Here is a 24,346-nt window from a genome sequence, read left to right on the forward strand (position 1 = left end):
CGTCAATACCTACCCTCCGGCCGTCCCTTTGGCCGTTCCTCTGACCGGGCAGACCACGATCGGTGGCGGAGCCGGTATCCGGGCCGCCGGGGAGCAGTCGAACCGCTCGTCGATCGCCGCTCGCACCTCGGGGGCCGACTCCGGGATCCTGAACCAGCCGTTTTGTACGACCAGGTATTTTGCGTCGCGGTCCTCGGTCAGGCAGCGCAGGTTGTCGGCATAACTGGGGCGGGTGCGCACCCGCGGGATGCTGATCCCGCGCTGCAACCACAGCGGCGACGGGTATCGGCAGGTCGTCGGGTTGCCCATGGCGTGGTTGATCGTGCCGTACGTCAGGTACAGCACCGGGGTGTCCGGGCCGAGCCGCCGGCCGAGCTCGACCAGCTCCGTGTCGGCCGATCCGCCGTTGCCGACGTTGTAGTCGTAGGTGCTGAACGCGTACGGGGAACCCGGCAGCACGGGCGGCAGCAGAGCGAAGCTGAGCGCGACCACGCCGGCGGACCACGGCAGAGACACCACCTTCCGGCCGGCGAGGAACCCGGCGGCGACGGCCAGGGCGACCGCGGCGCCCTCGTACGCCCAGACCACCGGCACGCCGTGCGCCAGGCGCCAGGGGACGGGCTGGCGCAGCAGCACGAGGCTGACCCCGGTGACCAGCACGGTGGCGGCGGCCAGCGGCAGCCGGAACCCGGGGCGGAGCGCGAAGGCAGCGCCCCACGCCCCGGCTGCGAGCACGACGGTCGAGGCGAAGTGGTAGTTGTAGAACTCGCCCTGCCCGTACGCGGGAGCCAGCGACAACCCGCCCGCGACCACCGCGACCACCGCGGCCGCCCATCGCCGACGGCCCGTCGCGCGGGAGACGAGCGCCACCGCCGCGGCCGGCCCCAGCACCAGGACCGGGCTGAGCACCGCCGCGTCGCCGACCGCGTACCGCAGCTTGAGCAGGTCGGCGGCGTGGATCCCCTGCGGCTCGCTGTGCACGAGGTTCGCCAGGTCCCGCAGCCACGTCCACTCCCACGGTTGGAAACGCATGGTCAGCGCGTACCAGAGCGCAACACAGACCACCGTGGACAGCGTCGCCCACGCGGCACGGCGCCGGTCGAGCACGCCGATGACCAGCAGGGCGATCAGCGCGATCGGGAAGGTGGAGAGCTTGACCGCCACGACCAGCATCGCGACCGGGCCGGCCAGCAGCCCGCCGAGCCACGGCCACCGGGGCGCGCAGGCCGCACCGACCGCCAGCACGGCGGCGAGCGCGGCGACCCAGTCCGGCTCGAGGAAGTGCCAGGGCGGCGCGATGACCAGCGCCAGGCCGGTGGCGCCGGCGATCCCGACCGCCGCGGGTCGCCCGGCGACCCGCCGGACACCCAGGAACAGCACGGCGATCACGGCGACGACCACGACGTACGTCTCGATCCGGATCACCAGGTTCGTGGTGTCGGACGAGGTGCCCCCGACCAGCCGGAGACGGCCCTGGTCGAGCGCCGCCATCAGCAGTTTGTAGGCGAGCGGCCGGGAGACGAAGATGTCCCAGATGCTGACGCCGCCCTTGCCGGCCGTCTCGAGGCAGCCGAGGGCGTACCGCACATCGCCGTTGAGGGCCGACAGACTGGTCACCGCGATCGTGGCCAGCGCCGCGAGCGCGGCCGTCGCCGCACCAACCGTCCGCGCTGTTCGCTCGCGCACCCCCGACCCCATGCCCACGACCCTAGCCGGGGACAACACGGGTGGTGATCATTACCTCACGCGGTGATGACGTGGACTCCGGCCTCACGGAAGGCGGCGACGGTCGACGCCGGGGCGTTGGAGTCGGTGACGAGGGTTTCGATCTTGGTGATCGGGCAGATGCGGGCGAAGGCGTGGCCGCCCAGCTTGGACGAGTCGGCGATGACCACGACGCGCTTCGCCCGGGCGACCATCAGGCTGTTCATGGCGGCCTCGCCCTCGTGATGGGAGGCGGCGCCCAGCTCGACGTCGACGGCGTCCACGCCGAGCAGGACGATGTCGAGCGTCACCTCCTTGAGGAGGGCGCCGCCGAGCGGGCCGACCACCTCGAAGGACTGCGGGCGGACCACGCCACCGGCCACGACGATCTTCATGCGGGAGCGGACCAGCAGCTCGTTGGCGATGTTCAGCGCGTTGGTGACCACGGTCAGCTGACTGCCCTCGCCGCCGGCGTTCAGGTCGGGGCGTACGGCCAGGGCGCGGGCGACCTCGGTGACCGTGGTGCCGCCGTTGAGACCGACCACCGTCCCCGGGGTGACCAGGCCCGCCGCCGCCTCGCCGATGCGCTGCTTCTCCGCGGAGTGCTTGGCGCTCTTGTAGCGCAGCGGCAGGTCGTACGAGACGCCGTTGGCGACCGCACCGCCCCTGGTTCTGGTGATCATCTGCTGCTGGGCGAGCTGGTCGAAGTCGCGTCTGATGGTGGCCTGCGAGACGTCGAGGCGCGTGGCGGCGTCCTCGACGCTGACCCGCCCGTTGTCGGTCAGTAGCTCGAGCAGGGCATTCCACCGCGCGTACCGGTCCACCAACACACTCCCGATGCACGTTCTGTGATAAGTGTGTGCACATTAGTGCGCGAAAGGCCGGGAAGCAAAGCTCCGCGCTGCGCGGTCGGGGGATGACGGTTGCGCGCGTGCGACCGCTCCGCGCAGAATGGCGCTCGAAATTGCGGGGATCCGAGCGCTTATGCGCAGCCGCGACGGTGTGAAGGGTGGCCCATGACGCACGTCAAGTCGGAGATCGCCAGCCAGCCCGAATGCTGGCGTCTCGCCGCCAAACTCGCGGACTCGCCCGGCCTTCCGGCCCGTGGCGAGCGGGTCGCGGTCGTCGGCTGCGGCACGTCGTGGTTCATGAGCATGGCGTACGCGTCCCTGCGCGAGCTGGCCGGGGAGGGCGAGACCGACGCGTTCCAGGCGTCCGAGTTCCCGCGCGGCCGGCGCTACGACCGGGTCGTCGCGATCACCCGTTCCGGCACCACCACCGAGATCATCGAGCTGCTCGACGCGCTCGACGGCCGTTCACCGACCACCGTGCTGACCGCCGACGCCGGGCAGCCGGCCGCCGCCCTGGCCACCGACGCGATCGTGCTCGACTTCGCCGACGAGCAGTCCGTGGTGCAGACCCGCTTCGCGACCAGCGCGCTGGCACTGCTGCGGGCCCACCTCGGCGAGGACATCGACCCGGTCGCGGCCGACGCCGAGGTCGCGGTGCGCCTGCCGCTGCCGGTGCACCCGGCGCTGGCCGAGCAGATCACCTTCCTCGGCCGGGGCTGGACCGTCGGCCTGGCCCACGAGGCCGCCCTGAAGTGCCGCGAGGCCGCCGCCTACTGGGCCGAGTCGTACCCGGCCATGGACTACCGGCACGGGCCGATCTCGATCGCCGGACCGCGCCGGGTGGTGTGGGCGTTCGGCGAGATCCCGCCGGGCCTGGCCGACGACGTCGAGGCGACCGGCGCCTCGTTCGTGCACAGCCGCCACCACGGCGGGTACGCGGCGCTGGGCAGCTGGTGCGGCGGCCGCGCCCCGCTCGACCCGATGGCCGACCTGGTGCTGGCCCAGCGCGTCGCCGTGCTGCTCGCCACCGCCCAGGGCCTCGACCCCGATCACCCGCGCCACCTGACCCGGTCGGTCGTGCTGGGGTGAAGAACAGCGTCGTCGTTGCCCTCGACGTCGGCGGCACCGGAATGAAGTGCGCGCTGGTCAGTCCCGACGGCACCGTCCACCACGAGGAGCGGCACCCCACGCTCGCCGCCCGCGGACCCGAGGCGGTCGTCGAGAACATCCTCGAGGTCGCGTCCGGCCTGGCCGGCAAGGCCCGCGCCGACGGCCTCGAGCCGGTGGCGGTCGGCATCGCCGTGCCGGGCGTCGTCGACGAGGAGAACGGCATCGCGGTCTGGTCGTCGAACGTCGGCTTCCGCGACGTCCCGCTGCGGGCGCGCATCGAGGAGCGGCTCGGCCTCCCCGCCGCTCTCGGCCACGACGTACGCGTCGGCGGGATCGCCGAGGCCCGTCTCGGCGCCGGCCGGGGCGAGCGGCACGTGCTGTTCGCGGCGATCGGCACCGGCATCGCGGCCGCCCTCGTCGTGAACGGCTCCGGATACAACGGCGCACACGGCGCGGCCGGCGAGCTCGGGCACATCGTGGTCCGTCCCGGCGGCACCCCCTGCCCGTGCGGAGCGCGCGGCTGCCTGGAGGCGGTGTCGTCGGCACGCGCCATCGGCGAGCGATACGCCGAGCTGTCCGGCCTGAAGGATGCGACGGCCTTCGACGTGGTGAGCCGCTTGAATTCGGACAAAATCGCCAGGCAGGTCTGGTACGAGGCGATCCAGGCCCTGGCCGACGGCCTGATCACCGCCCAGGCCCTCTTCGACGTCAGCGTGCTCGTGCTCGGCGGCGGCCTGGCCGAGGCCGGCGACACCCTGCTGCTGCCGCTGAAATCCGAGATGGAGAAGCGGCTCACCTTCCACCGCATGCCCAAGATCGTCCGCGCCGCGCTCGGCGACACCGCCGGCTGCAAGGGCGCCGCCCTGCTGGCCCTCGACCACCTGGAGCACAAGGCATGAGGATCAGTGGCCGCATCGTGCGGCCAGGCGCCGTCGTCCCCGGCCACGTGGAGATCGACGGCCCGACGATCATCGACGTGGCCGAGAACAACCGGGTGGGCGACGACATCATCGTGCCCGGCTTCGTCGACCTGCACTGCCACGGCGGCGGCGGGCACACGTTCACCACCGGCGACGTGACCGCGGCCCGCGGCGCCGCCGATTTCCACCTCGGGCACGGCACGACCACGATGCTCGCGAGCCTGGTCAGCTCCCCGTTCGAGCTGATGCGCGACGCCACCGCCGCCTACTTGCCGCTGGTCCGCGACCGCGTCCTCGCCGGTGTGCACTACGAGGGTCCGTATCTCTCCGGCGCGCGCTGCGGCGCCCAGAACCCGGAGTTCCTGCGCGATCCGTCGGTCGCCGAGCTCACCGAGCTGGTCAAGCTGGGCGAGGGCGCGGTCCGCATGGTGACCGTCGCCCCCGAGCTGCCCGGAGCGGCCGAGGCGATCGCCTTCCTGCGCGCGCACGGCGTGCTGGCCGCGATCGGGCACACCGACGCCACGTACGAGCAGGCCAAGGCCGGCCTCGCCGCCGGCGGGACGGTCGGCACCCACCTGTTCAACGGCATGCGCCCGCCACACCACCGCGAGCCCGGCCCGGTGATCGGCCTGCTCGACTCGGCCGCGGTCTGCGAGCTCATCGCCGACAACATCCACCTGCACCCGGGGATGCTCGCGTTCGCGGCCCGCGCCGCCGGGCCGGACCGCGCCGCCCTCATCACCGACGCCATGGACGCCACCGGCATGCCGGACGGCACCTACGAGCTGGGCGGCCAGGAGGTCGTGGTCGCCGACCGGGTGGCCCGGCTGGCCCGCAACGGCTCGATCGCCGGCAGCACCCTGACCATGGACGCGGCCCTGCGCAACACGGTCGCCGCCGGCATCCCGCTGGCGGACGCGGTGGCGATGGCCTCCACCACGCCGGCCCGGGTGCTGGGCCTGGACGACGAGGTCGGCGCCCTGGAGGCGGGCCTGCGGGCCGATCTCGTGGTGCTCGACGCCGAGCTGCGGGTCAAGCGCGTGATGCGCTCGGGGGCGTGGGTCTGAGAAGGGGCATCCGCTCGATCAGGCGGGCCAGGAAAAGCCCCAGCAGCACGCCGGCGACCGAGTCGGTGAGCCAGTGGAAGCCCGTGTAGATCGTGGTGCAGAAGAGGATCGCCACCGGGAGGACCCGCACCGCGAACGATTCCCGCCGGCTCAGTTCTCGCCCCAGGACCGCGGCCAGGAGCAGCGCGATCACCGCGTACCAGACAAATGCGTTGCCCATGTGGCCCGAGGGATAGCTCATGGCCTTGGCACCGGTGGCGTAGGGGTTGAACATCACCGCTTTGTCGGGCCCGTCGAAGGCCGGCGCCGCCCGACCCGCCCAGATCTTCAGCGGGCCGATCGTGATGTAGGTGAGCACGAACGCCGCCGCGAACGGCAGCACCGCGCGCCACGACCGGCTGCGATAGGCCAGCACCCCGGTCAGGATCAGCGCGACCGGCATCAGCACCTGGCCGCCCTGGCCCAGGTAGTTGAAGACGCGCGCGGTCCAGTAGATCGGGGCCGGCTGGTGCGCGAACGCCCAGTCGGCCACCCACTGATCGAGAGCCAGCAGATGACCGCCGGCCAGCAGAGCGGTGAGCCCGGCGAACGCCGCCACCAGCACGAGGTCGAGCCACCAGCCCCCGAGCGGGCGGGTGCGTGCGGGCGGCGGGATCGTCTCGGTCACGCCCTCAAAGTTAGAGGAGGGATCGCAACCGGGCCGCGAGCAGGTCGCCGCGTACGCCCGAGTTGGGGCAGCCGCCGAAGTGGTGCAGCGCCACGACCCGGTTGGTGGCCCGGGACAGCACCGGCGAGCCGGACGACCCGCCCTCGGTGTCGCAGTAGTACGAAACGTCCGAGCTGGCGGCATATCCCGTGTAGTTCGGGTCGGCGACCGAGCAGTTGCCGGCCTTCTCGCCCAGCGAGCCGGCGATCCGGGTGGGTTCGCCGGCCGGGTGCTGCGGCACGTAGAGCTCCTGCCCCTTGGCCGGCCGGACGGTGTCGAGCTGCAGGTAGCCGAACTTCCGCACCGCGGGGAAGTTGTCGACCGTGAACAGCGTGTAGTCGTACACGTGGTCGGTGGAGAGAACCTTGCTCCCCCAGACCTTGGTCGGCTGGAAGACGTCGTAGCCGCCACAGCTCGCGCACTGGTAGTTGAACCACACCTCGGTGTCGTACGCCTCGGACGAGGTGGTGAAGCAGTGGTTGTTGGTGAGCATCCGGTTGTTCGCGCCGACCCGCCAGCCGGTGCACAGCTCGGTCCCGTTGATCAGCAGCCGGGCGATGGCCTTCGACTTCGTGTAGGCGACCGGGTCGGCCGAGCGGTAGCAGACCGCGTCGGCCGAGGTGTCGCTCCCGCAGACCGACTCCTCGCGGCCGGTACGCCCGGGCGCGGTGAGCTGCCCCTCGGGCTGACGGGCCTGCTCGGTGCGGCTGAAGCCGCGGGCCACGTGGTCGACGTCGACACCGAGCGTGCCGAGCAGGCTGCCGAGGCCGAGCACGTCGGCGGTGCGGTGCATCTCGAGCACCGCGGTGTCGCCGGTGACCGACATCGCCCATTTGTCCACCGACCCGGTCTCGAGGACCTTCGGCGCGTCGTAGCGGTAGGACTCGGTCCCGTCGGCATTCGAGACGGTCAGGTAGTCGCCCGGAAGCATGGCCATCCGCCGGAAATGCAGCTTCACGTAGGACGCGCCCGGGTAACGGAACGTCTCCCGCTGCGGCCCCTTGCCCAGGTAGCCGAGCAGCCGGTCGACGTTCAGCAGCTCGCCGACGCGCTGGCGGCCGTCGGCGGCGGAGGCCGATTCGGGGGCGCCGTGCCGGGTGGTCTTGAGCTTCGTGGCGCCGGGCCGGGTCTCGGTGATCGCCGGACTGGCGGCCCGGCCGGCGGCTGCCGGTGGCGCCGCCGAGGTCCCAGTGGTCGCGGTGGTCGCGCCAGGTTGCGAGAGTTCCGCCGCGACGGGTGTACGGGAGATCGCCGGCGCCTCGTGCCACGTGCCGACCCGGCCATCGCCGCCGGCCGCCCACGCCGTCACCCCGGCCGTCCCGGTCAGCACCAGGGCCGCGCACGCCCCGAAGGCAATGCCTGCCTTGCGTCGCATCTCCACCGCCATTCACGTCATATCTGGGACATATGTACTATTCCGGCGTTCTCGCACCTGTGTAACGAGCCACCTGCGGCCGCGACGCGCCGGGGACGCGGGCACACTGGTTCGGTGCGCATCACGTCCGCCCTCATCGACCCGGCACTGCTGGATCTGCCGTGGGGCGTCCCGCTCGAGGAGTGGCCCGCCGACCACCTGGTGGCTCTGCCGCAGGGCATCTCCCGGCACATCGTCCGGTTCGTCAAGCTCAACGACACGGTCTACGCCCTGAAGGAGACCCGCGAGCGGATCGCCGAAAAGGAGTACGACCTCCTGCGCGCGCTCGAGCGGATCGACTTCCCCGCGGTGGAAGCCGTGGCGACCGTCACCGACCGGCAGGACGCCGACGGCGAGCCGCTGGAAACGATCCTGATCACCCGGCACCTGCAGTTCTCGCTGCCGTACCGCGCGCTCTTCTCGCACGTGCTGCGGCCCGAGACGCTCAACCGCCTGCTCGACGCGCTGGTCGCCCTCTTCGTCCGGATGCACCTGACCGGCTTCTCCTGGGGCGACTGCTCGCTGTCCAACACGTTGTTCCGGCGGGACGCGGGCGCCTTCGCGGCGTACCTGGTGGACGCCGAGACCGGCAACCTCTACCCGAAGCTGTCCGAGGGGCAGCGCAGCGAGGACGTCGAGATCATGCGGGTCAACATCTTCGGCGAGTGCCTCGACCTGCAGGCCGCCGAGCTGCTGCACGACTCGATCGACCCCGAGGCCGTGGTCGACGACATCGTGGCCCGCTACGAGCGGCTGTGGCACGAGGTGACCTACGAGCAGGAGGTCGCCCAGCGGGACGCGCGGCACGACATCGAGCGGCGCATCCGGCGGCTCAACGAGCTGGGCTTCGACGTCGCCGAGGTGGCCCTGTCCACGGTGGACGGCGGTTACCGGGTACGCCCCAAGGTCGTCGACGCCGGGTACCACACCCGCCGCCTGCTGCGGCTGACCGGCCTGGACGCCGAGGAGAACCAGGCCCGGCAGTTGCTCAACGACCTCGACACGTACCGGGCGGAGAGCCTGCTCACCGACGAGCAGCAGGCCGCGCACCGCTGGCTCACCGAGGTCTTCGAGCCGGTCGTGCGGGCGGTGCCGCAGGGCATGCGGCGCAAGCTCGAGCCGCAGGAGATCTTCACCCAGATCATCCAGCACAAGTGGCTGCTGTCCGAGAAGGCCGGTCGCGACGTCGGCATGGCCCCCGCGGTGCAGTCCTACCTCACCGACGTGCTCGCCAAGAAGCCGGACGAGCAGGCGATCCTCGGCGTCGAGGTGGAATCACTGGCCGGCGGCGTTTAGCTCGCCGTCGCCCACGGGGGTGGCCTGTTCCAGCAGGACGCGCAGGCCGCCCCGGCGGGCCACCACGACGACCTCGTCGCCGGCCGCGAGCACCCGCCGCGGGTCGGGCGCCCAGTCGACCCACTCCTCGCCGGCGGCCCGCATGCTGATCACCCGGGTGCTCTCCGGCTTGTCGGCGCGGCTCAGCGGCGCACCGTCCAGTGCCGACCCGGCCAGCACCTTGACCGTCGCGACCAGCACCGCGTGCCGGTCGACCGGGATCGTGGCGAGCACCTCCCGGTCGAGCATCGAGGCCGCGAACACCGGCGCGCAGAGCCGCGAGACGCTGCGCGAGATGTTGATGTTGAACGCGTCGCCGACCCGGCGGGCGAAGTCGTCGTCGAACAGCCGCAGCACGACCCTGATCTCCGCGCTCGCGGCGCGCGCGTGCAACGCGGCCTGCAGGTTGACCGCGTCGTCGGTGGAGAGCACCAGCAGCGCCCGGCACGTGTCGATCGAGGCCGCGCGCAGGATCTCGTCGCGGGACGCGTCGCCGACGATCAGCGGCACGCCCAGATCCTCGGCGACCTTGGCGCCCCGCGCGTCCGGCGCCCGGTCGATCGCCACCACGTCGATGCCGAGGTCGTTGAGCTGGCGCAGCACCCGGGTGCCGACGTTGCCCAAGCCGACCAGCACGACGTGGTCGGCGTGCACGCCGAGGACCTCGCCGCGGTCGCGGGCCAGCCGGGTCTTCACGATCCCGTCGACGATCGCGGCGGTGATCAGCGGCAGCAGCGCGACGCCGGCCACCGTGAGCACGACCTGGGCCGCCTGCGCGACCGGGCTGCGGGTGGGCTCCACATCGGACGACCCGACCACGGTCAGCAGCGTCAGGTATACCGATTCCCAGACGCCGTGCACGCCGGTGCGGGCGGCCAGGATCGCGCCGGCCGCCACCGTGATCACCAGCGCGACGAGCACGGGGATCAGCAGCTTGGGCGTGACGCCGACCCGGAACGCGCGGCGCAGCGACAGCCGGGAGCGGCGACGCCGGCCGGACCGCACCAGGCGCCGGGTCGCCGCGGCGGGCGCCACCGTGCGGCCCGTCGCCTCGACCAGCACGAGATCGGCCGGCAGGCGCTCGCCCGGCGCCGGCTCGGCCGGGAGCACCGCGATCTGCCCGCCGCCGACCGGCGCGGTCAGGGTCAGCACCACGTTCTCCTCGGCGACCTCGCCGCGGCGGGCGACGTAGAGGGTGCGGCCCGCGTACCGGAAATGGGTCGGCGCGACGCCACCGAGCGCCGCGGCCACGAAGGCGGGCGCGGCCATGCCGGCATCGGAAAGCACCGCGCAGTCGGTGAACAGGCGGCGCACGCCCTGGGCGAGGCCGGTGGTGAACATGCGGATGACCAGCCGCAGGTCGCCCTCGATCGCGCGGGCACACAGCGCCGCATGCAAATTGATCATGTCGTCGGGCATGACCAAGGCGAGCGCCGCCGCGCCGGCCAGGCCGGCCTCGCGGAAGGTGCGCTCGTCGAGCCGGGCCGCGGTGATGACGCGTACCCCGCGGGACTTCAGATCGTCGAAGTCGGGCACGTCGGGCCGCAGCTCGGGCGGGACGATCAGGGTGAGGCGCATGCCGCGGCCGGAGCTCATCAGCTCCTCGGCCAGCGTGTAGACCAGCGCGTCCGCCCCGCAGACCACGAAATGCGGCCGGTCGTCACCGTTGCGCTCGCGCAGCCGGGACACCAGGGACCGGCGCGGAACATCTTTCACCGGTTCCGTAGCCACGCTCGCGATGGTAACCAGCCGGAACCCCGTCCCGGGGCCGCTCGTTGCCCCTTCCGACGCTATTCGTCCGAGTTTGCACAGTTGTTGCAGTGCCCACGTCCAGGAGGAGATTCAGTGCGCAAGTTGTGGTATGCCGGTGCGGTCGTCGCAGGCGGGATCTTCCTGTTCGGCGCCGCCGCCCCCGCGCAGGCCGACGTGCTGCCCGGAACCGGGACGGCCGGACAGCAGGCGGACGACCAACTCACCGACCTGCTCGGCCAGACCAACGGGGTCAATCTGGAGAACCCGCTGCGCTACAGCACGATCGGCGGCTCGCCGCTGGGCTCGCGGCCGGTGCTGCAGTTCAAGTCGGGGCAGAACTCGCCCGACCTCAACCCGCTGCTCCCGGGCGAGTCCACTCAGGAGTCCGGCCCCGGCATCGGCAACACCGAGCTGCCGCAGGCCGACGTCGTCGGCGCTCCGCAGCGGCTCGGCGACGGGCTCCCCGTCCGGAACGTCAACGTGCAGCAGCTTCCGCTGCAGAACCTGCCGCTGCTGGGCCTGCTCGGCGGTCTGCTGCCGAACGGGGGCACGCCGAGCCTCGGGCAGCGGCCGACCATGCGGCAGGCCGAGTACTTCGACGGCGGGATGCCGCTGCTCGGCGGGCTGGGCGGACTGCTGCCGGCGAACACCCTGCCCCGCTCCGGCGACGGTCCGGACATCCCGGGCGTACCGGATGCGTCCGGCCTGCCCGCCGGTGGGATCGCGATCGTTCCGGCCGCGACCACGCCGACCTTCGGCCAGCCCGCCGCGAACCAGCCCGCCGCGGCTCAGCCCGCTGCGGCTCAGCCCGCTGCGGCTCAGCCCGCCCCGCAAGGAAAGCCGGCCGCTCAGGACAAGCCGCAGCGCCCGAAGCCGGTGGTCACGCCGGACGACCCGCGCCTGCACGAGGAGCCGATCGACACCGACGCGACCGCGCCGCGCCGGGCTTTCTCGCCCGACGGCCGACCGGTCGCCGGGATCGACGAGCAATACCGGTAGAACCCTGTCGCGAGTGCCCCGCCCGGACGTCCGGGCGGGGCACTCGGCCGTTACCGCAGCGACAGGCAAGCCCGCAGGGCGGCGCGCAGCTCGGTCGCCGGGTCGCCCGGCGCCTCCACCCGGCGCCACGCCACGTGCTGGTCGGGGCGCACCAGCAGGCAGCCGGTCTCCCCGATCTCGGCGATCTCGGCCCAGGTGCCGTAGAGGTCGGCGACCTCCCCGCCGTGGCCGATCCGCAGCACCGTCAGCGGGACGCCGTCGATCTCGGCCGCGGCCTCCCGCCAGACGCCGCCGCGAGCCCGGGTGAGCAACGTGAACCGTTCCGGCTCGCACAGGTCCAGAGTGGACACCGTACGGCCGGCGTGCCCCACCCAGCAGTGCGGGACGCGGGCGCCGGGGCGGCTGCTCGGCTGATAGTGCAGGACCTGGTCGCGCTCGTAGACGATCGGCGCGGCGCCCTCGTCGAGGACCGCGCTCGACGCGTACACCTGGTTCATCTCCATGCCGTGCGCGTGATAGCTGAAGTCCTTGGATCGCTTCGCGGCCGCGAAGGCGGCCCGGCGAGCCTCGCCGGCCGGCGAGTCGGCGAGCAGCTCCTCGAACTGCGCGGTGCGCTCCTTGGGCTCCGCCGCGGGGTCGACGCCGAGCGAGCGGATCACGTCGGGGTTCTGCCGCCAGCTGGCGATGGCCCGGTCGACCACGGCCCGGCCGATCGGGCGCCGCTCGGCGTCGTAGGTCTCCAGCAGCTCGGGGCCGGCGCCCCAGCGCAACACGGCGGCGAGCTTCCAGGCCAGGTTGAACGCGTCCTGGATGCAGGTGTTGCCGCCCAGCCCGTTCATCGGCGGGTGCCGGTGCACGGCGTCGCCGGCGCCGAAGACCCGGCCCGCCGAGTAGCGCTCGGCGACGACGTGGTTGATCCGCCATGGGTACGCGCCGGTCACCTCGACGTCGATCGTGTCGTCCTGGATGATCTCGCGGACCTGGGCGGTGAGCTGCTCGCGGCTGAGGTCGGCGGCGGCCGCGCCGAGGTGCACGAAGCCGATGACCCACTCGTGCCAGGGCCGCACCATGCGGAGCATCGCGTTGCCGAGCACGCCCTCGCGGCCGGGTTGGAGGATCCAGAAGATCGAGCCCGGCCGCTCGGCAAAATACCGCGATAAATCGGCATTGAAGCGTACGTTGAGCGCAGGCGCGATGCCGGACTCGCCGCTCAGCGGCAGGCCGATGGCGTCGGCGACCGGGCTCTGCCCGCCGTCGGCGCCGATGACGTACCGCGAGCGCACCGCGAAGGTCGCGCCGGTGACCAGGTCGCGCAGCGTGGTGGTGACCCCGTCGGCGTCCTGCGACAGCGACACGAACTCGGTGCCGAACCGGCTCACCACGCCCCGCTTGGCCGCCTCGTCGACGAGGATCGGCTCGAACCGGTCCTGCGGCAGGTCGCAGCCCTTGCCCGGGCTGGCCGCGAGGTATTCGCCGGCGCGGGCCGGGTCGTTGCCCCAGGTCCACATCCGGCCGAACTCCAGGCCGTTGACCGCGGTCATCATGACGTGGTTGGCCATCAGCTCGCCGGGGGTCGCGGCGGCCTCGCAGGCGGCCTCGAGCCCGATCGAGCGCATCACCTCCATAGTGCGCTGGTTGATGATGTGCGCCCGCGGCGAGTCCGCCACCCAGCGCCCGCGGCTGATCATCATGGTCCGGACGCCGTGCCGGGCCAGCATCACGGCGGCGCTCGCCCCGGTCAGGCCGGCCCCGATGACCAGGACTTCCGTCTCGATAGGCTGCATCGTCATCCCTCCTCGGTGGTGAGATGATTATGTTGGCATAACTATCTCGGAGCAAGAGGGGTGCGCGCCGTGGATCCGCGCTTCGCCACGCTGGCCGACCTCGTCATCGACGTGGCGCGGGAGATCCGCATCCGGGGTGCGGTGCCCGGCCCCGGTGTCCCGCTCAACCAGACCCAGAGCCAGGTCATGCGGTACGTGCACGGCCATCCGGGCTGCAAGGCCTCCGAGATCGCCGACCACACGGGCGTAAAACGGGCAAACGTCAGCGCGGCCATCACCGAGCTGCGCGAGCTCGGTTATCTGACTTCCCGCAAGGACGAGCACGACGGCCGCGCCGTACGCATCGACGTCACTCCCCAGGCCGTCGACACCCTCGACCGCCTGCGAGCCTCCTGGTCGGCCCAGCTCTCCACCGCCTGGGGCGGCGACAAAACCGACCTTGACCAGGTCATCGCCCGGCTCTCGGCGTTGCTGGAGGGGCTGCGATGAGCCTCCTGTCGGGCTCGAACCGACGACCTCCCGTTTACAAGACGGGTGCTCTGGCCAACTGAGCTAAGGAGGCGCGGACGCCAGCATAACGTCCCATTACTTAGTGCTCGCCTTGGCACGTCGCGTAAAAAGCTTTACGTTTACAGCGCTGTTCCTCCACTCGGATCGTCCGGCACGTTCCTGCCGGTGGAAAGGAAGTTGGTTTCACCATGGCCACCGTCACTTATGACCACGCCTCCCGGATCTATCCCGGGTCTGAGCGTCCCGCCGTCAACGAGCTCAACCTCGAGGTCGGCGACGGCGAGTTCCTGGTTCTGGTCGGCCCCTCCGGTTGCGGCAAGTCCACCAGCCTGCGCATGCTCGCCGGCCTCGAGGACGTCGACAAGGGCCGCATCCTGATCGAGGGCAAGGACGTCACCAACCTGCCGCCCAAGTCCCGCGACATCGCGATGGTCTTCCAGAACTACGCCCTCTACCCGCACATGTCGGTGTACGAGAACATGGCTTTCGCGCTGAAGCTGCGCAAGACGTCGAAGGCCGAGATCGACCGGCGGGTCAAGGAGGCGGCGGCCCTCCTGCAGCTCGATGAGTACCTCTCCCGCAAGCCGAAGGCCCTCTCCGGTGGCCAGCGGCAGCGTGTCGCAATGGGCCGCGCGATCGTGCGTGAGCCGCAGGTCTTCCTCATGGACGAGCCGCTGTCGAACCTCGACGCCAAGCTCCGCGTCCAGACCCGTTCGCAGATCGCCACGCTGCAGGCCAAGCTCGGCGTCACCACCGTCTACGTCACCCACGACCAGGTCGAGGCCATGACCATGGGTCACCGGGTCGCGGTCATGCTGGACGGCGAGCTCCAGCAGGTGGACACCCCGCGGACGCTCTACGACGCCCCCGGGAACGTCTTCGTCGCCGGCTTCATGGGCTCCCCGGCCATGAACCTCAAGACCGTCCCGCTGACCGAGGCGGGTGGCCACTTCGGTTCGCTGGCCGTTCCGCTGACCCGCGAGCAGATCGCGGCCGCGAAGGCCGGTGGCGACGGCAAGGTGACCATCGGCTTCCGTCCCGAGGCCGCCGACCTGGTGGCGGAGGGTGAGGGCGGCTTCCCGATCGTCGTCGACCTGGTCGAGGACCTCGGCTCGGACGCGAACGTCTACGGCCACGCCGAGCTCGACAGCGGCGCGGAGCGTTTCGTGGTCCGCACCGACCGGCGGCACATGCCGTCGATGGGCGAGACGGTGTACGTGAAGCCGCAGGTCAACGCTCTCCACGTCTTCAACGCCCAGAGCGGCGAGCGCATCTGATCCGGAAGTTTCGCACGTGACGGGCGGCCCTCGGGCCGCCCGTTTCGTTCCTAGTGAGCAAACCGCTGGATGATGAAGTCCTTGTCGGCGACGCAGGCCAGCATCGAGGTGTCCCACGCGCAGGTGTCGGCGCGGACGTCGGTGAACGAGCCGAGCGGCACCGCCTCGTCGCCGAGGTGCCGGCCGTAGAGCGCGGTCTCGCCCGCGTTCCGGCTGAGCTGCTGCGAGAACTCCAGCAGGTTGCCGGCGTCGAGCCGGGCCGCCTCGCCGGTGTGCGTCCAGACCTTGGTGCCCTTGGGGTCGAGCAGGGTCATGTCGGGCGTCGTGGTGGTGACCAGCAGCGCCTCGCCGACCGGCACGATCGACTCGGTGTTCGCCAGCGGGTAGCGCCACAGCTGCTTGCCGTCGGCCACGTCGAGCGCGACCACGGTGGCCGACTTCCCGTCGTACCCGACCTCCTCGTCGAAGCAGACCCGGTCGTCGCCGCACGGGGTGACGTCCTTCATCTGGCTGTGCTGCTGCTGGGTCGTGTAGAGCACCCGCGGCTCACCGAACTTGCCGAGGTCGTAGGCGACGATCCGCTGGTCGTCGGGCTGCAGCACGATCAGCCGCCCGTTGTGCGCCACGACCTCGTCGTCCGGATCGGCGACGTTCTGCCGGGTCACGAGGATCTTGCCGGTGTCCGCGTTGATCACCCGGGCCGACTTGTCGGCCCCGATCTGCACGATCCGCGGGTCATCGGTGAAGTCGGGCTCGAACGGCCGCCCGAACACGGTGGCCGGCCCGTCCAGGTCCTTCGGCGTGGTCACCGCGACGACGTTGGTGTCCTCGGGGTACTGGCTGGGCGGATCGGGCTGCGTCCAGCGCACGCTGCCATCGCTGAGCCGCACGCCGATCAACTGATGCTGCTTCCGGTCGGCGATCACCGCAGTGCCGCCGGCGAACAGCACGACGTCGGTGCCGCCGATCGTCCGGCTCCAGAGCGTCTTGCCCTTCTCCGCGCCGAGCACCACGATCTGGCGGGTCGAGCTGGTCGAGTCGGTCTCGGTGAACAGCGCCACCCCGACCGGCAGCGCCATCATCGATTTCCACCGGACGTCCTTGCCGCCCGCGACCGTCATCCGCCAGGCGGGCTTCGAGTCGCCCAGACCCATCGCGACCACCCCCGCGTTGCCGGACGCGGAGTCGGAGCTGGCGAAATAGACCCGGCCGTCGAGGATCTCGGCGTCCGACCAGTCCGAGCCGACCGGCACCACCGGCGCGATCCGTTTCGGCTCGCTGAGCGGTTGATAGTCGAGCGCCCCGTAGCCCGGCCAGAAATACCACGTCGCGGTTGCGCCCAGTGCGATGATCAAGGCCACGGCAATCAAGATGTACGAGCGTTTGCCAAGTCGATGGCGTGCACGGGCCGCTTTCGGGGTGGTCGCCCCCGGCGCCCAGCCGCCGGGCTGTCCCGGGTGGTCCGGGCCGGCTGGCGCGTAGTGCCCCGGCCCCGCGGGCGACGCGTATTGCCCCGGCCCGGGGGACGCCGCGTAGTGTCCCGTGCCGCCCGCCGAGACCGGACGACCCCCGCCGCCGGGCGAGACCGGATGACCCGCGCCGCCCGGTGAGACCTGATGAACCGCGCCGCCGGGGTAGGCCGGGCTGCTCGGGTAGGCCGGGCTGCCGGCCGCCGCCCAACCTCCGGACGGCTGATGTGTGCCGAACGGCGGCGGTGAGGTCGCGACCGGCGACGGAGGCGAGGGTGTCGGTGGCGACGACGGCGTGGGCGGAAGGGAGATCGGGGCGCCGTGGCCGCCGGCGGCGAGCGCGGCCGCCTCGCCGGTCGCCCAGGGGTCGACCGGCTCGGACTTGAGCCGCTCGTCGGTGGGCTCGTCCGGCCGGCGGGCCGCAGGAGCGGTCGAAATCGGAGTCGGACCCGGCCGCGGACTCGGCCCAGACGACGGGGGCGAACTCGGAGCCGACGCCGGGGCCGGACTCGGCGTCGGGGTCGCGGCCGGGTCGGCCCGGGTGTCGGTGATCGGGGGCGGCGAGTCGGGCACGGTCGGCGGCGTGGGCGTCGGGGTCGCGGCCGTGCCCTGGCCCGGGGCGAAGCGCGGCGGGGTGGCGGCGCCCGCCGCGATGATTGCACCCTCGGCCACCGGGAGCTCGGGCTGCTCGAGAACGGTCGGGGCTATGCCCAACTCGGCGTGCAGCAGGCGGGCGACCATCGGCACCCGGGAGGAGCCACCGACCAGGAACAGGCCGGCCAGCTCGGAGGCGCGCAGGCCGGCCGCCGCCAGCACCGCGGCGGCCTCGCCGACGCCCCGGCGGACGAGCGGGTCGATCGCGGCCTCGAGCTCGTCGCGGGTCAGCTGCACCGCGTGCTCGACGCCGGGCACCGGGACGGGCGCGAACGAGCCGCGGGACAGCATCTCCTTGGCGCCGCGCACGTCTTCCCAGAACTGGCGCCGGGCCCGCCACTCGGCCAGTGTCACCGGCTCGGTGAGCCGCCGCCACGCCTCGGGCTCGGACCCGGCCAGCGACTTGCCCAGGTGGTCGACGAGCGCGGCGTCGAGGTCGAGGCCGCCCAGATCGTCGGCGCCGCCCGAGGCGGTGACCGAGAACTGCGGACGGCCACCCGGGCCGGGCCCGTCGTTGCGCACCACGGCGACGTCGAGCGTGCCGCCGCCGAAGTCGAAGACCGCGAGTGAGGCGCCGGAGGACACCGGGCGGCGCAGCACGTCGGCGAAGTATCGCGCGGCGGCGACCGGCTCGGGGACCAGCCGGGTCCCGGCCGGCCACCCGGCCTTGCCGAGCGCCTCGGTGAGCACGGCGCGGCGAGCCGCGCCCCAGGCGGCGGGGTAGGTCAGGATCGCGGGCGGCAGCAGGCCGGCCGTCGCCACCGCCTCACGAGCGACCGCGCCGAGCAGGACCGCGAGGAGGTCGGCCACCGGCACCGCGCCCTCGCCGAGCAGCACCGTGCCGTCGTCGACGCGGCGTTTCGGATGGGGCTCGAGCCGCCCGGGATCGGCGTTTCCGAGGCGCACCGCGTCGGCGCCCGCATGCAGGCGGCCGGTCGTGTCGAGATAGACCGCCGAGGACATCAGCGGCTGGCCGTCGAACAGCAGCGGCCGGGTACGCCCGTCGGGGTGCCGCAGCATGGCGACCGTGTGCGACGTGCCCAGGTCGACGCCGAGCACGAAGCCGTCGATGTCGGTCACGCTGGTATCCCTTCAGCCACCACCTCGGCCCCGTCATGCTACGACCCGCCTACGACATCCCCGGCGACGGGCGCGACCCGCCGATCGCTCAGGCGAGGGGAGCATGACCAGCCCGTGACCATCGGCCCCTAGAGTGCTGCCATGCGCATCGAACGGATCTTGAGCTGCGACGCGGTGCATGCCGCGGCGGACCTCTTTGATGCGCCGCCGATCTCGGCGGCAACCGAGCGCTTCCTCGCGGAACCGGGGCACCACCTGCTCTTCGCCTACGACGACAGCGGCCGCGCGGTCGGCATGATCTCGGGCATCGAGATGACCCACCCGGACAAGGGCACCGAGATGTTCATCTACGAGCTCGGCGTCGCGCCGGCCGCCCGCCTGCAGGGCATCGGCTCGCGGCTGGTGGCCGAGCTGGGCGCGATCGCCCGGCGCAACGGCTGCTACGGCATGTGGGTGGGCACCGAGATCGGCAACGACGCGGCGCTGGCCACGTACCGCCGGGCCGGCGCGTCCGAGGAGGCGCCGTTCACGCTGCTCAGCTGGGATCTGATCGAGGGCGCCGCCGATGTCTGAGCAGCCGAAACGGCGCTTCCTGACGCCGATGGTTGGCCGGTCGGCCGACGAGCAGTTCCGAGTCTCCACCCCGCTCGAGCTCTTCTTCGACCTCTGCTTCGTGGTGGCGGTGGCCCAGGCCGCCGCGCCGCTGCATCACGCCGTCGCCGAGCATCACGTGCTCGACGGCCTCCGCTCGTACCTGATGGTCTTCTTCGCCATCTGGTGGGCCTGGATGAACTTCACCTGGTTCGCCTCGGCCTACGACACCGACGACGACGTCTACCGGATCACCACGTTCGTCCAGATCTCCGGCGCGCTGGTCCTGGCGGCCGGGGTGAGCCCGGCGTTCGAGAAGACCGACTACCGCGTGATCACCATCGGGTACGTGATCATGCGGCTGGCCCTGGTGGCGCAGTGGCTGCGCGCCGCCAAGTCCGACCCGCATCGACGCGCGACCGCCCTGCGCTACGCGGCCGGGGTCGCCGTGATCCAGCTGCTCTGGCTGCTGCGGCTGGCCGTCCCCGAGTCGTGGCCGGTCGTGCCGGTCTTCATGCTGCTCGTCGTGCTCGAGCTCGCGGTGCCGATCTGGGCCGAGCGGGCGCCGGGCGGCCCGACCACCTACCACCCGCACCACATCGCCGAGCGGTACGGACTGTTCACGATCATCGTGCTCGGCGAGTCGGTGTCGGCGGCCACGGTCGCCTTCCGCGGGGCCCTCGACGAGGGCGAGCACGTGGCCGCGCTGATCCGGCTGGCCGTGGCCGGTCTCGTGGTGGTCTTCGGGCTCTGGTGGCTCTACTTCGACCGCTCGGCGCACAACCTGCTCAACTCGCTGCGCACCTCGATCCTGTGGGGCTACGGCCACTACTTCATCTTCGCGTCGGCCGCCGCGGTCGGCGCCGGCCTGGGCGTCTCGGTCGACCACGCGGCCCACCACACCGAGATCTCGTCGGTGATGGTCGGCTACGCGATCGCCGTGCCGGTGGCGGTCTACCTGTTCTTCGTCTGGCTGCTGCACATCCGGCCGCACCAGAGCGGCCCGATGTTGGCGGCGTTCCCGGTCGCGGCGGTACTGGTCCTGCTCACTCCGCTGGCCCCGGCCACGCTGGAGCTGCTGGCCGCCCTCATGATCGTCCTGGTGGCGGTCAACGGAATGCTGAGCAGGCGCGTCCCCGACCGGGTGGCGTGAACCGCCCCTACCGACCGTAGAGGCGGCGCCGGGCGACCTCGGCCAGCGTCACGGCCGCCGCCACGCTCGCGTTCAGCGATTCCACGTCGGAGGCCATCGGGATGCTCACCCGCAGGTCACAGGTCTCGCCGACCAGGCGCGACAGGCCGCGGCCCTCGGAGCCGACCACCACCAGCAGCGGGCCGATCGCGGCCTCCAGCTGGTAGAGGTCGGTCTCGCCGTCGGCGTCGAGGCCGATCGCGGTGAAGCCCTCTTTCTGCGCCGCCTTGATCGCCCGGGTCAGGTTGACCACCTGGGAGACCGGGACGCGGGCCGCGGCTCCCGCGCTGGTGCGCCACGCTGTCGCCGTGATGCCGGCCGCGCGGCGCTCGGTCATGAAGACGCCGTGCCCGCCGAACGCGGCGACCGAGCGGATGACCGCGCCCACGTTGCGCGGGTCGGTCACGCCGTCGAGCGCCACCAGCAGCGGGGCGGTCTGCTCGAGGGACGCGGCGATCAGGTCGTCGAAGTTCTCGTACGCGAAGGGCGGCACCTGCAGGCCGATGCCCTGGTGCAGCACGCCGCCGGTCATCCGGTCGAGCTCGTGCCGCCCGATCTCCAGGATCGGGATGCCGCGGTCGCCCGCCGTACGGACGATCTCGGTGATCCGCTCGTCGATGTCGATGCCCTGGGCCACGTAGAGCGCCGTCGCCGGCACCGCGGCCCGCAGCGCCTCGACCACCGGATTGCGCCCGAGCAGCAGCTCCGGGCCCTCCTTGGTCGGGTTGGAGCGGCGGCCCGGTGCGACCCGCGGCCCACCGCGCCCGGGCAGCTTGCCGCGCTGCGGAGTGGGACGGCCGGCGTTGCGCCCGCCGCGGCCCCACGTCGTGTCCTTGGTGCCGGGCACGCCGACCTTGGGCGCGCGGCCCTCGGCGGCCGCGGCCCGGCGCTCCTTGTCCTGCTTGCGGGCCGTCTTCTCGGGCAGTTTCTCGCTGCCCGAGTAGCCCTTGTGCCAGGGACGCTCGTCGGCGGGCAGGGTCTTGCCCCGGCCCTTGAGGCCGGCCCTGTTCTTACCCCCGGAGCCGCCGGACGCGACCTTCTTGGACACGACCCGCTTACTCGGGTTTCGGGAAGTACCCGGCATCAGTGCTCTCCTACCGTCCATCGCGGACCGGCCGGAGTGTCCTCCACCTGAATTCCCGCGTTCTTCAATTGATCACGGACCGAGTCGGCGGCCGACCAGTCCTTGCGTGCCCGGGCCTGCGCCCGCTGCTCGAGCGCCAGCTTGACCAGCGCATCGACGACCGGCTTGAGGTCGCTCTTGGCCTCGCCGTTCCCCCACGCCGGGTCGAGCGGGTCGAGCCCGAGCAGGCCGAGCATGGCCCGCACGGCGGTGAGCGCCCCGCGGATGCCCGCCTCGTCGCCGGCCGCGAGCGCCGTGTTGCCCTCGCGGATCGTGTCGTGCACGACGGCGAGCGCGGCCGACGTGTTGAGGTCGTCGTTCATCGCCGCGGCAAACGACGGGGGCACGTCCTTGGGGCGGCCGGGGCCGACGACCTCGGCGGCCCGCTGCACGAAACCCTCGATCCGCCGGTACGCCACGGCGGCCTCGCGCAGCGACTCGTCGGAGTAGTCCATGCGGGAGCGGTAGTGCGGCGCGGCCAGGTAGTAGCGCAGCTCGACCGGGCGGATGCCCATCGCGGTCACCGCGGCCACGTCGATCACGTTGCCCAGCGACTTGCTCATCTTGGCCTCGCCCAGGTTGAGCAGCGCGTTGTGCACCCAGTAGCGGGCGAACGGCAGGCCGGCCGAGCGGGACTGGGCGATCTCGTTCTCGTGGTGCGGGAACGTCAGGTCGAGGCCGCCACCGTGGATGTCGAACTCGTCACCCAGGTAGCGCCGGGCCATCGCGGAGCACTCGATGTGCCAGCCGGGGCGGCCGCGGCCCCACGGGGAGGGCCAGGACGCGTCGGCGGGCTCGTCGGCCTTGACGCCCTTCCACAGGGCGAAGTCGCGGTAGTCCCGTTTGTCGGGCTCGCCGCCGTCGGTCGGCGGGCGCATGTCGTCGGGGTTCTGACCGGACAGCGCGCCGTACTGCGCGTACGACGGCACGTCGAAGTAGACGTCGCCGTTGCCGCCGGCGGCCGGGTAGGCGTGACCGAGCTCGATCAGGGTGGCGATCAGCTCGTGCATCTCGGGGATGTGGCCGGTGGCCAGCGGCTCGTACGTCGGCGGGAGCACGTTGAGGTCGCGGTAGTTGGCGTCGAGGACGAGCTTGTTCGCGAACGCGATCGACCAGAACGGCCGGCCCGAGACCGCCGCCTTGTCGAGGATCTTGTCATCGACGTCGGTGATGTTGCGGACGAAGGTGACGTCGTGGTTGGTGTGCAGCAGCCATCGCCGCAGCACGTCGTAGTTGACGCCGCCGCGCAGGTGACCGATGTGCGGGGTTGACTGGACGGTCAGACCACACAGGTAGATCCCGACCTGACCGGGCGTCTTCGGGACGAAGTCCCGGACGGATCGGGTCGCGGTGTCGTACAAGCGCAGCGTCACCGTACAAGGGTAGCGAGCGCGGTCAGGGACGGGTCATCCGGAGCACGTCGAGGGCCTCGTCGAGCTGCGCCTCGGTCAGCCGGCCCTCGGTCACGTGCCCGCGCTCGATCACCACCTCGCGGATGCTGCGGCCGGAGGCGAGCGCGGCCTTCGCGATCGCGGCGGCCTCGTCGTAGCCGAGGTACCGGTTGAGCGGGGTGACGATCGACGGCGAGCCTTCCGCGTACGCGAGCGCCACCTCGACGTTCGGCTCGAGGCCGGCCACACAGCGGTCGGCGAGCAGCCGGGCCGCGTGCGCCAGCAGCCGGATCGACTCGAGCAGGTTGCGAGCCATCACCGGGAGCATGACGTTGAGCTCGAAGTCGCCCTGGGTGCCGGCGAACGCCACGGTGGCGTCGTTGCCGATCACCTGGGCGCAGACCTGCCGGACCGCCTCGGGGACGACCGGGTTCACCTTGCCGGGCATGATCGACGAGCCGGGCTGCAGGTCGGGCAGGCGCAGCTCGCGCAGGCCGGCCCGGGGACCCGAGCCCATCCAGCGGATGTCGTTGACGATCTTGTAGAGGCCGACCGCGATCGTGCGGAGCTGGCCGGACGCCTCGACCAGGCCGTCGCGGGCGCCCTGTGCCTCGAAGTGGTTGCGTGCCTCGGTCAGCGGCAGGCCGGTGGCGTCGCGCAGATTGGCGATCACCGTGGCCGCGAAGCCGGGCGGGGTGTTCACGCCGGTGCCCACGGCCGTGCCGCCCAGCGGGAGCTCGGCCAGCCGGGGCAGCGTCGACGTGATCCGCTCGATGCCCGCGTCGACCTGGGCCGCGTACCCGGAAAATTCCTGGCCCAGGGTGACCGGCGTGGCGTCCATGAGGTGCGTCCGCCCGCTCTTGACCACCGTGGCCCACTCGTCGGCCTTGGCGGTGAGCGCCGTCGCCAGGTGGCCGAGCGCCGGGATCAGCTGGGACACCACGGCCTCGGTGGCGGCCAGGTGGATCGAGGACGGGAACACGTCGTTGCTGGACTGCGAGGCGTTGACGTGATCGTTCGGGTGCACCGGCCGGCCGAGGTCGCGGGCGGCGAGGGTGGCGATGACCTCGTTCGCGTTCATGTTCGACGAGGTGCCCGACCCGGTCTGGAAGACGTCGATCGGGAACTGGTCCTCGTAACCCCCGGCGGCCACGTGCGCCGCCGCCGTCGCTATCGCTTTGGCGAGATCTTCATCCAGTACGCCGAGGGCGGCGTTCGCCTGGGCGGCCGCGCCCTTGATCCGGGCCAGGGCCGCGATGTGGGCGGGCTCGAGCCCTCGCCCGGAAATGGGGAAGTTCTCCACCGCGCGCTGCGTCTGCGCCCGCCACAGGGCGTCGGCCGGCACCCGGACCTCGCCCATCGTGTCCCGCTCGACCCGGAAGCCACTCTGCTCGGTAGTCACGGCTCTATCGTCTCT

The 24,346-nt window shown here is 72.1% G+C and carries 19 protein-coding genes and 1 tRNA gene; 9 read left to right on the forward strand and 11 right to left on the reverse strand.

From position 1 onward, the window contains the following. Nucleotides 1-9: 9 nt before the first annotated feature. Together A3CQ_RS0122040 and A3CQ_RS0122045 are read right to left on the reverse strand one after the other, a co-directional pair. A complete protein-coding gene (locus A3CQ_RS0122040; RefSeq protein WP_020513119.1) occupies nucleotides 10-1,698 on the reverse strand; it encodes a hypothetical protein in 1,689 nt (562 codons plus the stop codon). Between the two features lie 44 nt (nucleotides 1,699-1,742). Beyond that, nucleotides 1,743-2,528: a DeoR/GlpR family DNA-binding transcription regulator gene (locus tag A3CQ_RS0122045; protein WP_020513120.1), complete on the reverse strand. Its 786-nt coding sequence runs from the start codon at nucleotides 2,526-2,528 to the stop codon at nucleotides 1,743-1,745. 192 nt (nucleotides 2,529-2,720) lie between these two features. Here A3CQ_RS0122045 and A3CQ_RS62925 point away from each other — a divergent pair, with 192 nt between their 5' ends. Genes A3CQ_RS62925 through nagA form a run of 3 tightly spaced genes read left to right on the forward strand, consistent with a single transcriptional unit; the run spans nucleotide 2,721 to nucleotide 5,652 of the window. Then, nucleotides 2,721-3,644: an SIS domain-containing protein gene (locus tag A3CQ_RS62925; RefSeq protein ID WP_020513121.1), complete on the forward strand. Its 924-nt coding sequence runs from the start codon at nucleotides 2,721-2,723 to the stop codon at nucleotides 3,642-3,644. Further along, nucleotides 3,641-4,564: an ROK family protein gene (locus tag A3CQ_RS62930; protein WP_020513122.1), complete on the forward strand. Its 924-nt coding sequence runs from the start codon at nucleotides 3,641-3,643 to the stop codon at nucleotides 4,562-4,564. The genes A3CQ_RS62925 and A3CQ_RS62930 overlap by 4 nt, the downstream gene beginning before the upstream one ends. Then, a complete protein-coding gene (gene nagA / locus A3CQ_RS0122060; RefSeq protein WP_040432665.1) occupies nucleotides 4,561-5,652 on the forward strand; it encodes an N-acetylglucosamine-6-phosphate deacetylase in 1,092 nt (363 codons plus the stop codon). The genes A3CQ_RS62930 and nagA overlap by 4 nt, the downstream gene beginning before the upstream one ends. Here the strand turns inward: nagA and A3CQ_RS0122065 are convergent. Both A3CQ_RS0122065 and A3CQ_RS0122070 read right to left on the reverse strand, forming a co-directional pair. Then, entirely contained in the window at nucleotides 5,618-6,319 is a 702-nt protein-coding gene (locus A3CQ_RS0122065; RefSeq protein WP_020513124.1) for a phosphatase PAP2 family protein, read from the reverse strand. The genes nagA and A3CQ_RS0122065 overlap by 35 nt on opposite strands. Nucleotides 6,320-6,329: 10 nt before the next feature. Further along, complete coding sequence (locus tag A3CQ_RS0122070) at nucleotides 6,330-7,733, reverse strand: trypsin-like serine peptidase (RefSeq protein ID WP_040432707.1); 1,404 nt, start codon at nucleotides 7,731-7,733, stop codon at nucleotides 6,330-6,332. 114 nt (nucleotides 7,734-7,847) lie between these two features. Between A3CQ_RS0122070 and A3CQ_RS0122075 the strand changes: the two genes are divergently transcribed. Then, nucleotides 7,848-9,068 (forward strand): DUF4032 domain-containing protein, encoded by a 1,221-nt coding sequence (locus A3CQ_RS0122075; RefSeq protein WP_020513126.1) that lies wholly within the window; start codon nucleotides 7,848-7,850, stop codon nucleotides 9,066-9,068. Here A3CQ_RS0122075 and A3CQ_RS0122080 read toward each other — a convergent pair. Continuing rightward, nucleotides 9,048-10,838: a potassium channel family protein gene (locus tag A3CQ_RS0122080; RefSeq protein ID WP_157296139.1), complete on the reverse strand. Its 1,791-nt coding sequence runs from the start codon at nucleotides 10,836-10,838 to the stop codon at nucleotides 9,048-9,050. The two genes, A3CQ_RS0122075 and A3CQ_RS0122080, sit on opposite strands and share 21 nt — an antisense overlap. A 114-nt stretch (nucleotides 10,839-10,952) precedes the next feature. Here A3CQ_RS0122080 and A3CQ_RS0122085 point away from each other — a divergent pair, with 114 nt between their 5' ends. After that, a complete protein-coding gene (locus A3CQ_RS0122085) occupies nucleotides 10,953-11,858 on the forward strand; it encodes a hypothetical protein (protein ID WP_020513128.1) in 906 nt (301 codons plus the stop codon). Nucleotides 11,859-11,908: 50 nt separating this feature from the next. Here A3CQ_RS0122085 and A3CQ_RS0122090 read toward each other — a convergent pair whose 3' ends face one another. Beyond that, a complete protein-coding gene (locus A3CQ_RS0122090; RefSeq protein WP_020513129.1) occupies nucleotides 11,909-13,648 on the reverse strand; it encodes an FAD-dependent oxidoreductase in 1,740 nt (579 codons plus the stop codon). 63 nt (nucleotides 13,649-13,711) lie between these two features. Between A3CQ_RS0122090 and A3CQ_RS0122095 the strand changes: the two genes are divergently transcribed. Continuing rightward, a complete protein-coding gene (locus A3CQ_RS0122095) occupies nucleotides 13,712-14,131 on the forward strand; it encodes a MarR family winged helix-turn-helix transcriptional regulator (protein ID WP_157296142.1) in 420 nt (139 codons plus the stop codon). On the opposite strand, the gene A3CQ_RS0122100 is transcribed toward A3CQ_RS0122095, so the two are convergent. After that, nucleotides 14,131-14,204 (reverse strand) — tRNA-Thr (locus A3CQ_RS0122100). The genes A3CQ_RS0122095 and A3CQ_RS0122100 overlap by 1 nt on opposite strands. A 136-nt stretch (nucleotides 14,205-14,340) precedes the next feature. Here A3CQ_RS0122100 and A3CQ_RS0122105 point away from each other — a divergent pair. After that, entirely contained in the window at nucleotides 14,341-15,429 is a 1,089-nt protein-coding gene (locus A3CQ_RS0122105; RefSeq protein WP_020513130.1) for an ABC transporter ATP-binding protein, read from the forward strand. Between the two features lie 50 nt (nucleotides 15,430-15,479). Here A3CQ_RS0122105 and A3CQ_RS0122110 read toward each other — a convergent pair whose 3' ends face one another. Next, on the reverse strand, nucleotides 15,480-18,632 hold the full coding sequence (locus A3CQ_RS0122110; RefSeq protein ID WP_020513131.1) for an Hsp70 family protein: 3,153 nt from the start codon (nucleotides 18,630-18,632) through the stop codon (nucleotides 15,480-15,482). A 141-nt stretch (nucleotides 18,633-18,773) separates the two neighbouring features. On the opposite strand from A3CQ_RS0122110, the gene A3CQ_RS0122115 reads away from it, so the two are divergent. Next, entirely contained in the window at nucleotides 18,774-19,205 is a 432-nt protein-coding gene (locus A3CQ_RS0122115) for a GNAT family N-acetyltransferase (RefSeq protein ID WP_020513132.1), read from the forward strand. After that, the gene (locus A3CQ_RS0122120) at nucleotides 19,198-20,376 is read left to right on the forward strand and encodes a low temperature requirement protein A (RefSeq protein WP_020513133.1); all 1,179 of its coding nucleotides are present in this window, start codon (nucleotides 19,198-19,200) and stop codon (nucleotides 20,374-20,376) included. The genes A3CQ_RS0122115 and A3CQ_RS0122120 overlap by 8 nt, the downstream gene beginning before the upstream one ends. Before the next feature lie 7 nt (nucleotides 20,377-20,383). On the opposite strand, the gene rlmB is transcribed toward A3CQ_RS0122120, so the two are convergent. The 3 genes from rlmB to A3CQ_RS0122135 are packed head-to-tail and all read right to left on the reverse strand — an operon-like array spanning nucleotide 20,384 to nucleotide 24,331. Continuing rightward, complete coding sequence (rlmB, locus tag A3CQ_RS0122125) at nucleotides 20,384-21,499, reverse strand: 23S rRNA (guanosine(2251)-2'-O)-methyltransferase RlmB (protein ID WP_020513134.1); 1,116 nt, start codon at nucleotides 21,497-21,499, stop codon at nucleotides 20,384-20,386. Next, nucleotides 21,499-22,911: a cysteine--tRNA ligase gene (gene cysS, locus A3CQ_RS0122130; protein WP_020513135.1), complete on the reverse strand. Its 1,413-nt coding sequence runs from the start codon at nucleotides 22,909-22,911 to the stop codon at nucleotides 21,499-21,501. Before cysS ends, rlmB begins: the two co-directional genes overlap by 1 nt. A 22-nt stretch (nucleotides 22,912-22,933) precedes the next feature. Beyond that, nucleotides 22,934-24,331, reverse strand: a complete 1,398-nt coding sequence (locus A3CQ_RS0122135; RefSeq protein WP_020513136.1) for a class II fumarate hydratase — start codon at nucleotides 24,329-24,331, stop codon at nucleotides 22,934-22,936. Nucleotides 24,332-24,346 lie beyond the last annotated feature (15 nt).

It is taken from the genome of Paractinoplanes globisporus DSM 43857, from assembly GCF_000379645.1.
Lineage (GTDB): Bacteria > Actinomycetota > Actinomycetes > Mycobacteriales > Micromonosporaceae > Actinoplanes > Actinoplanes globisporus.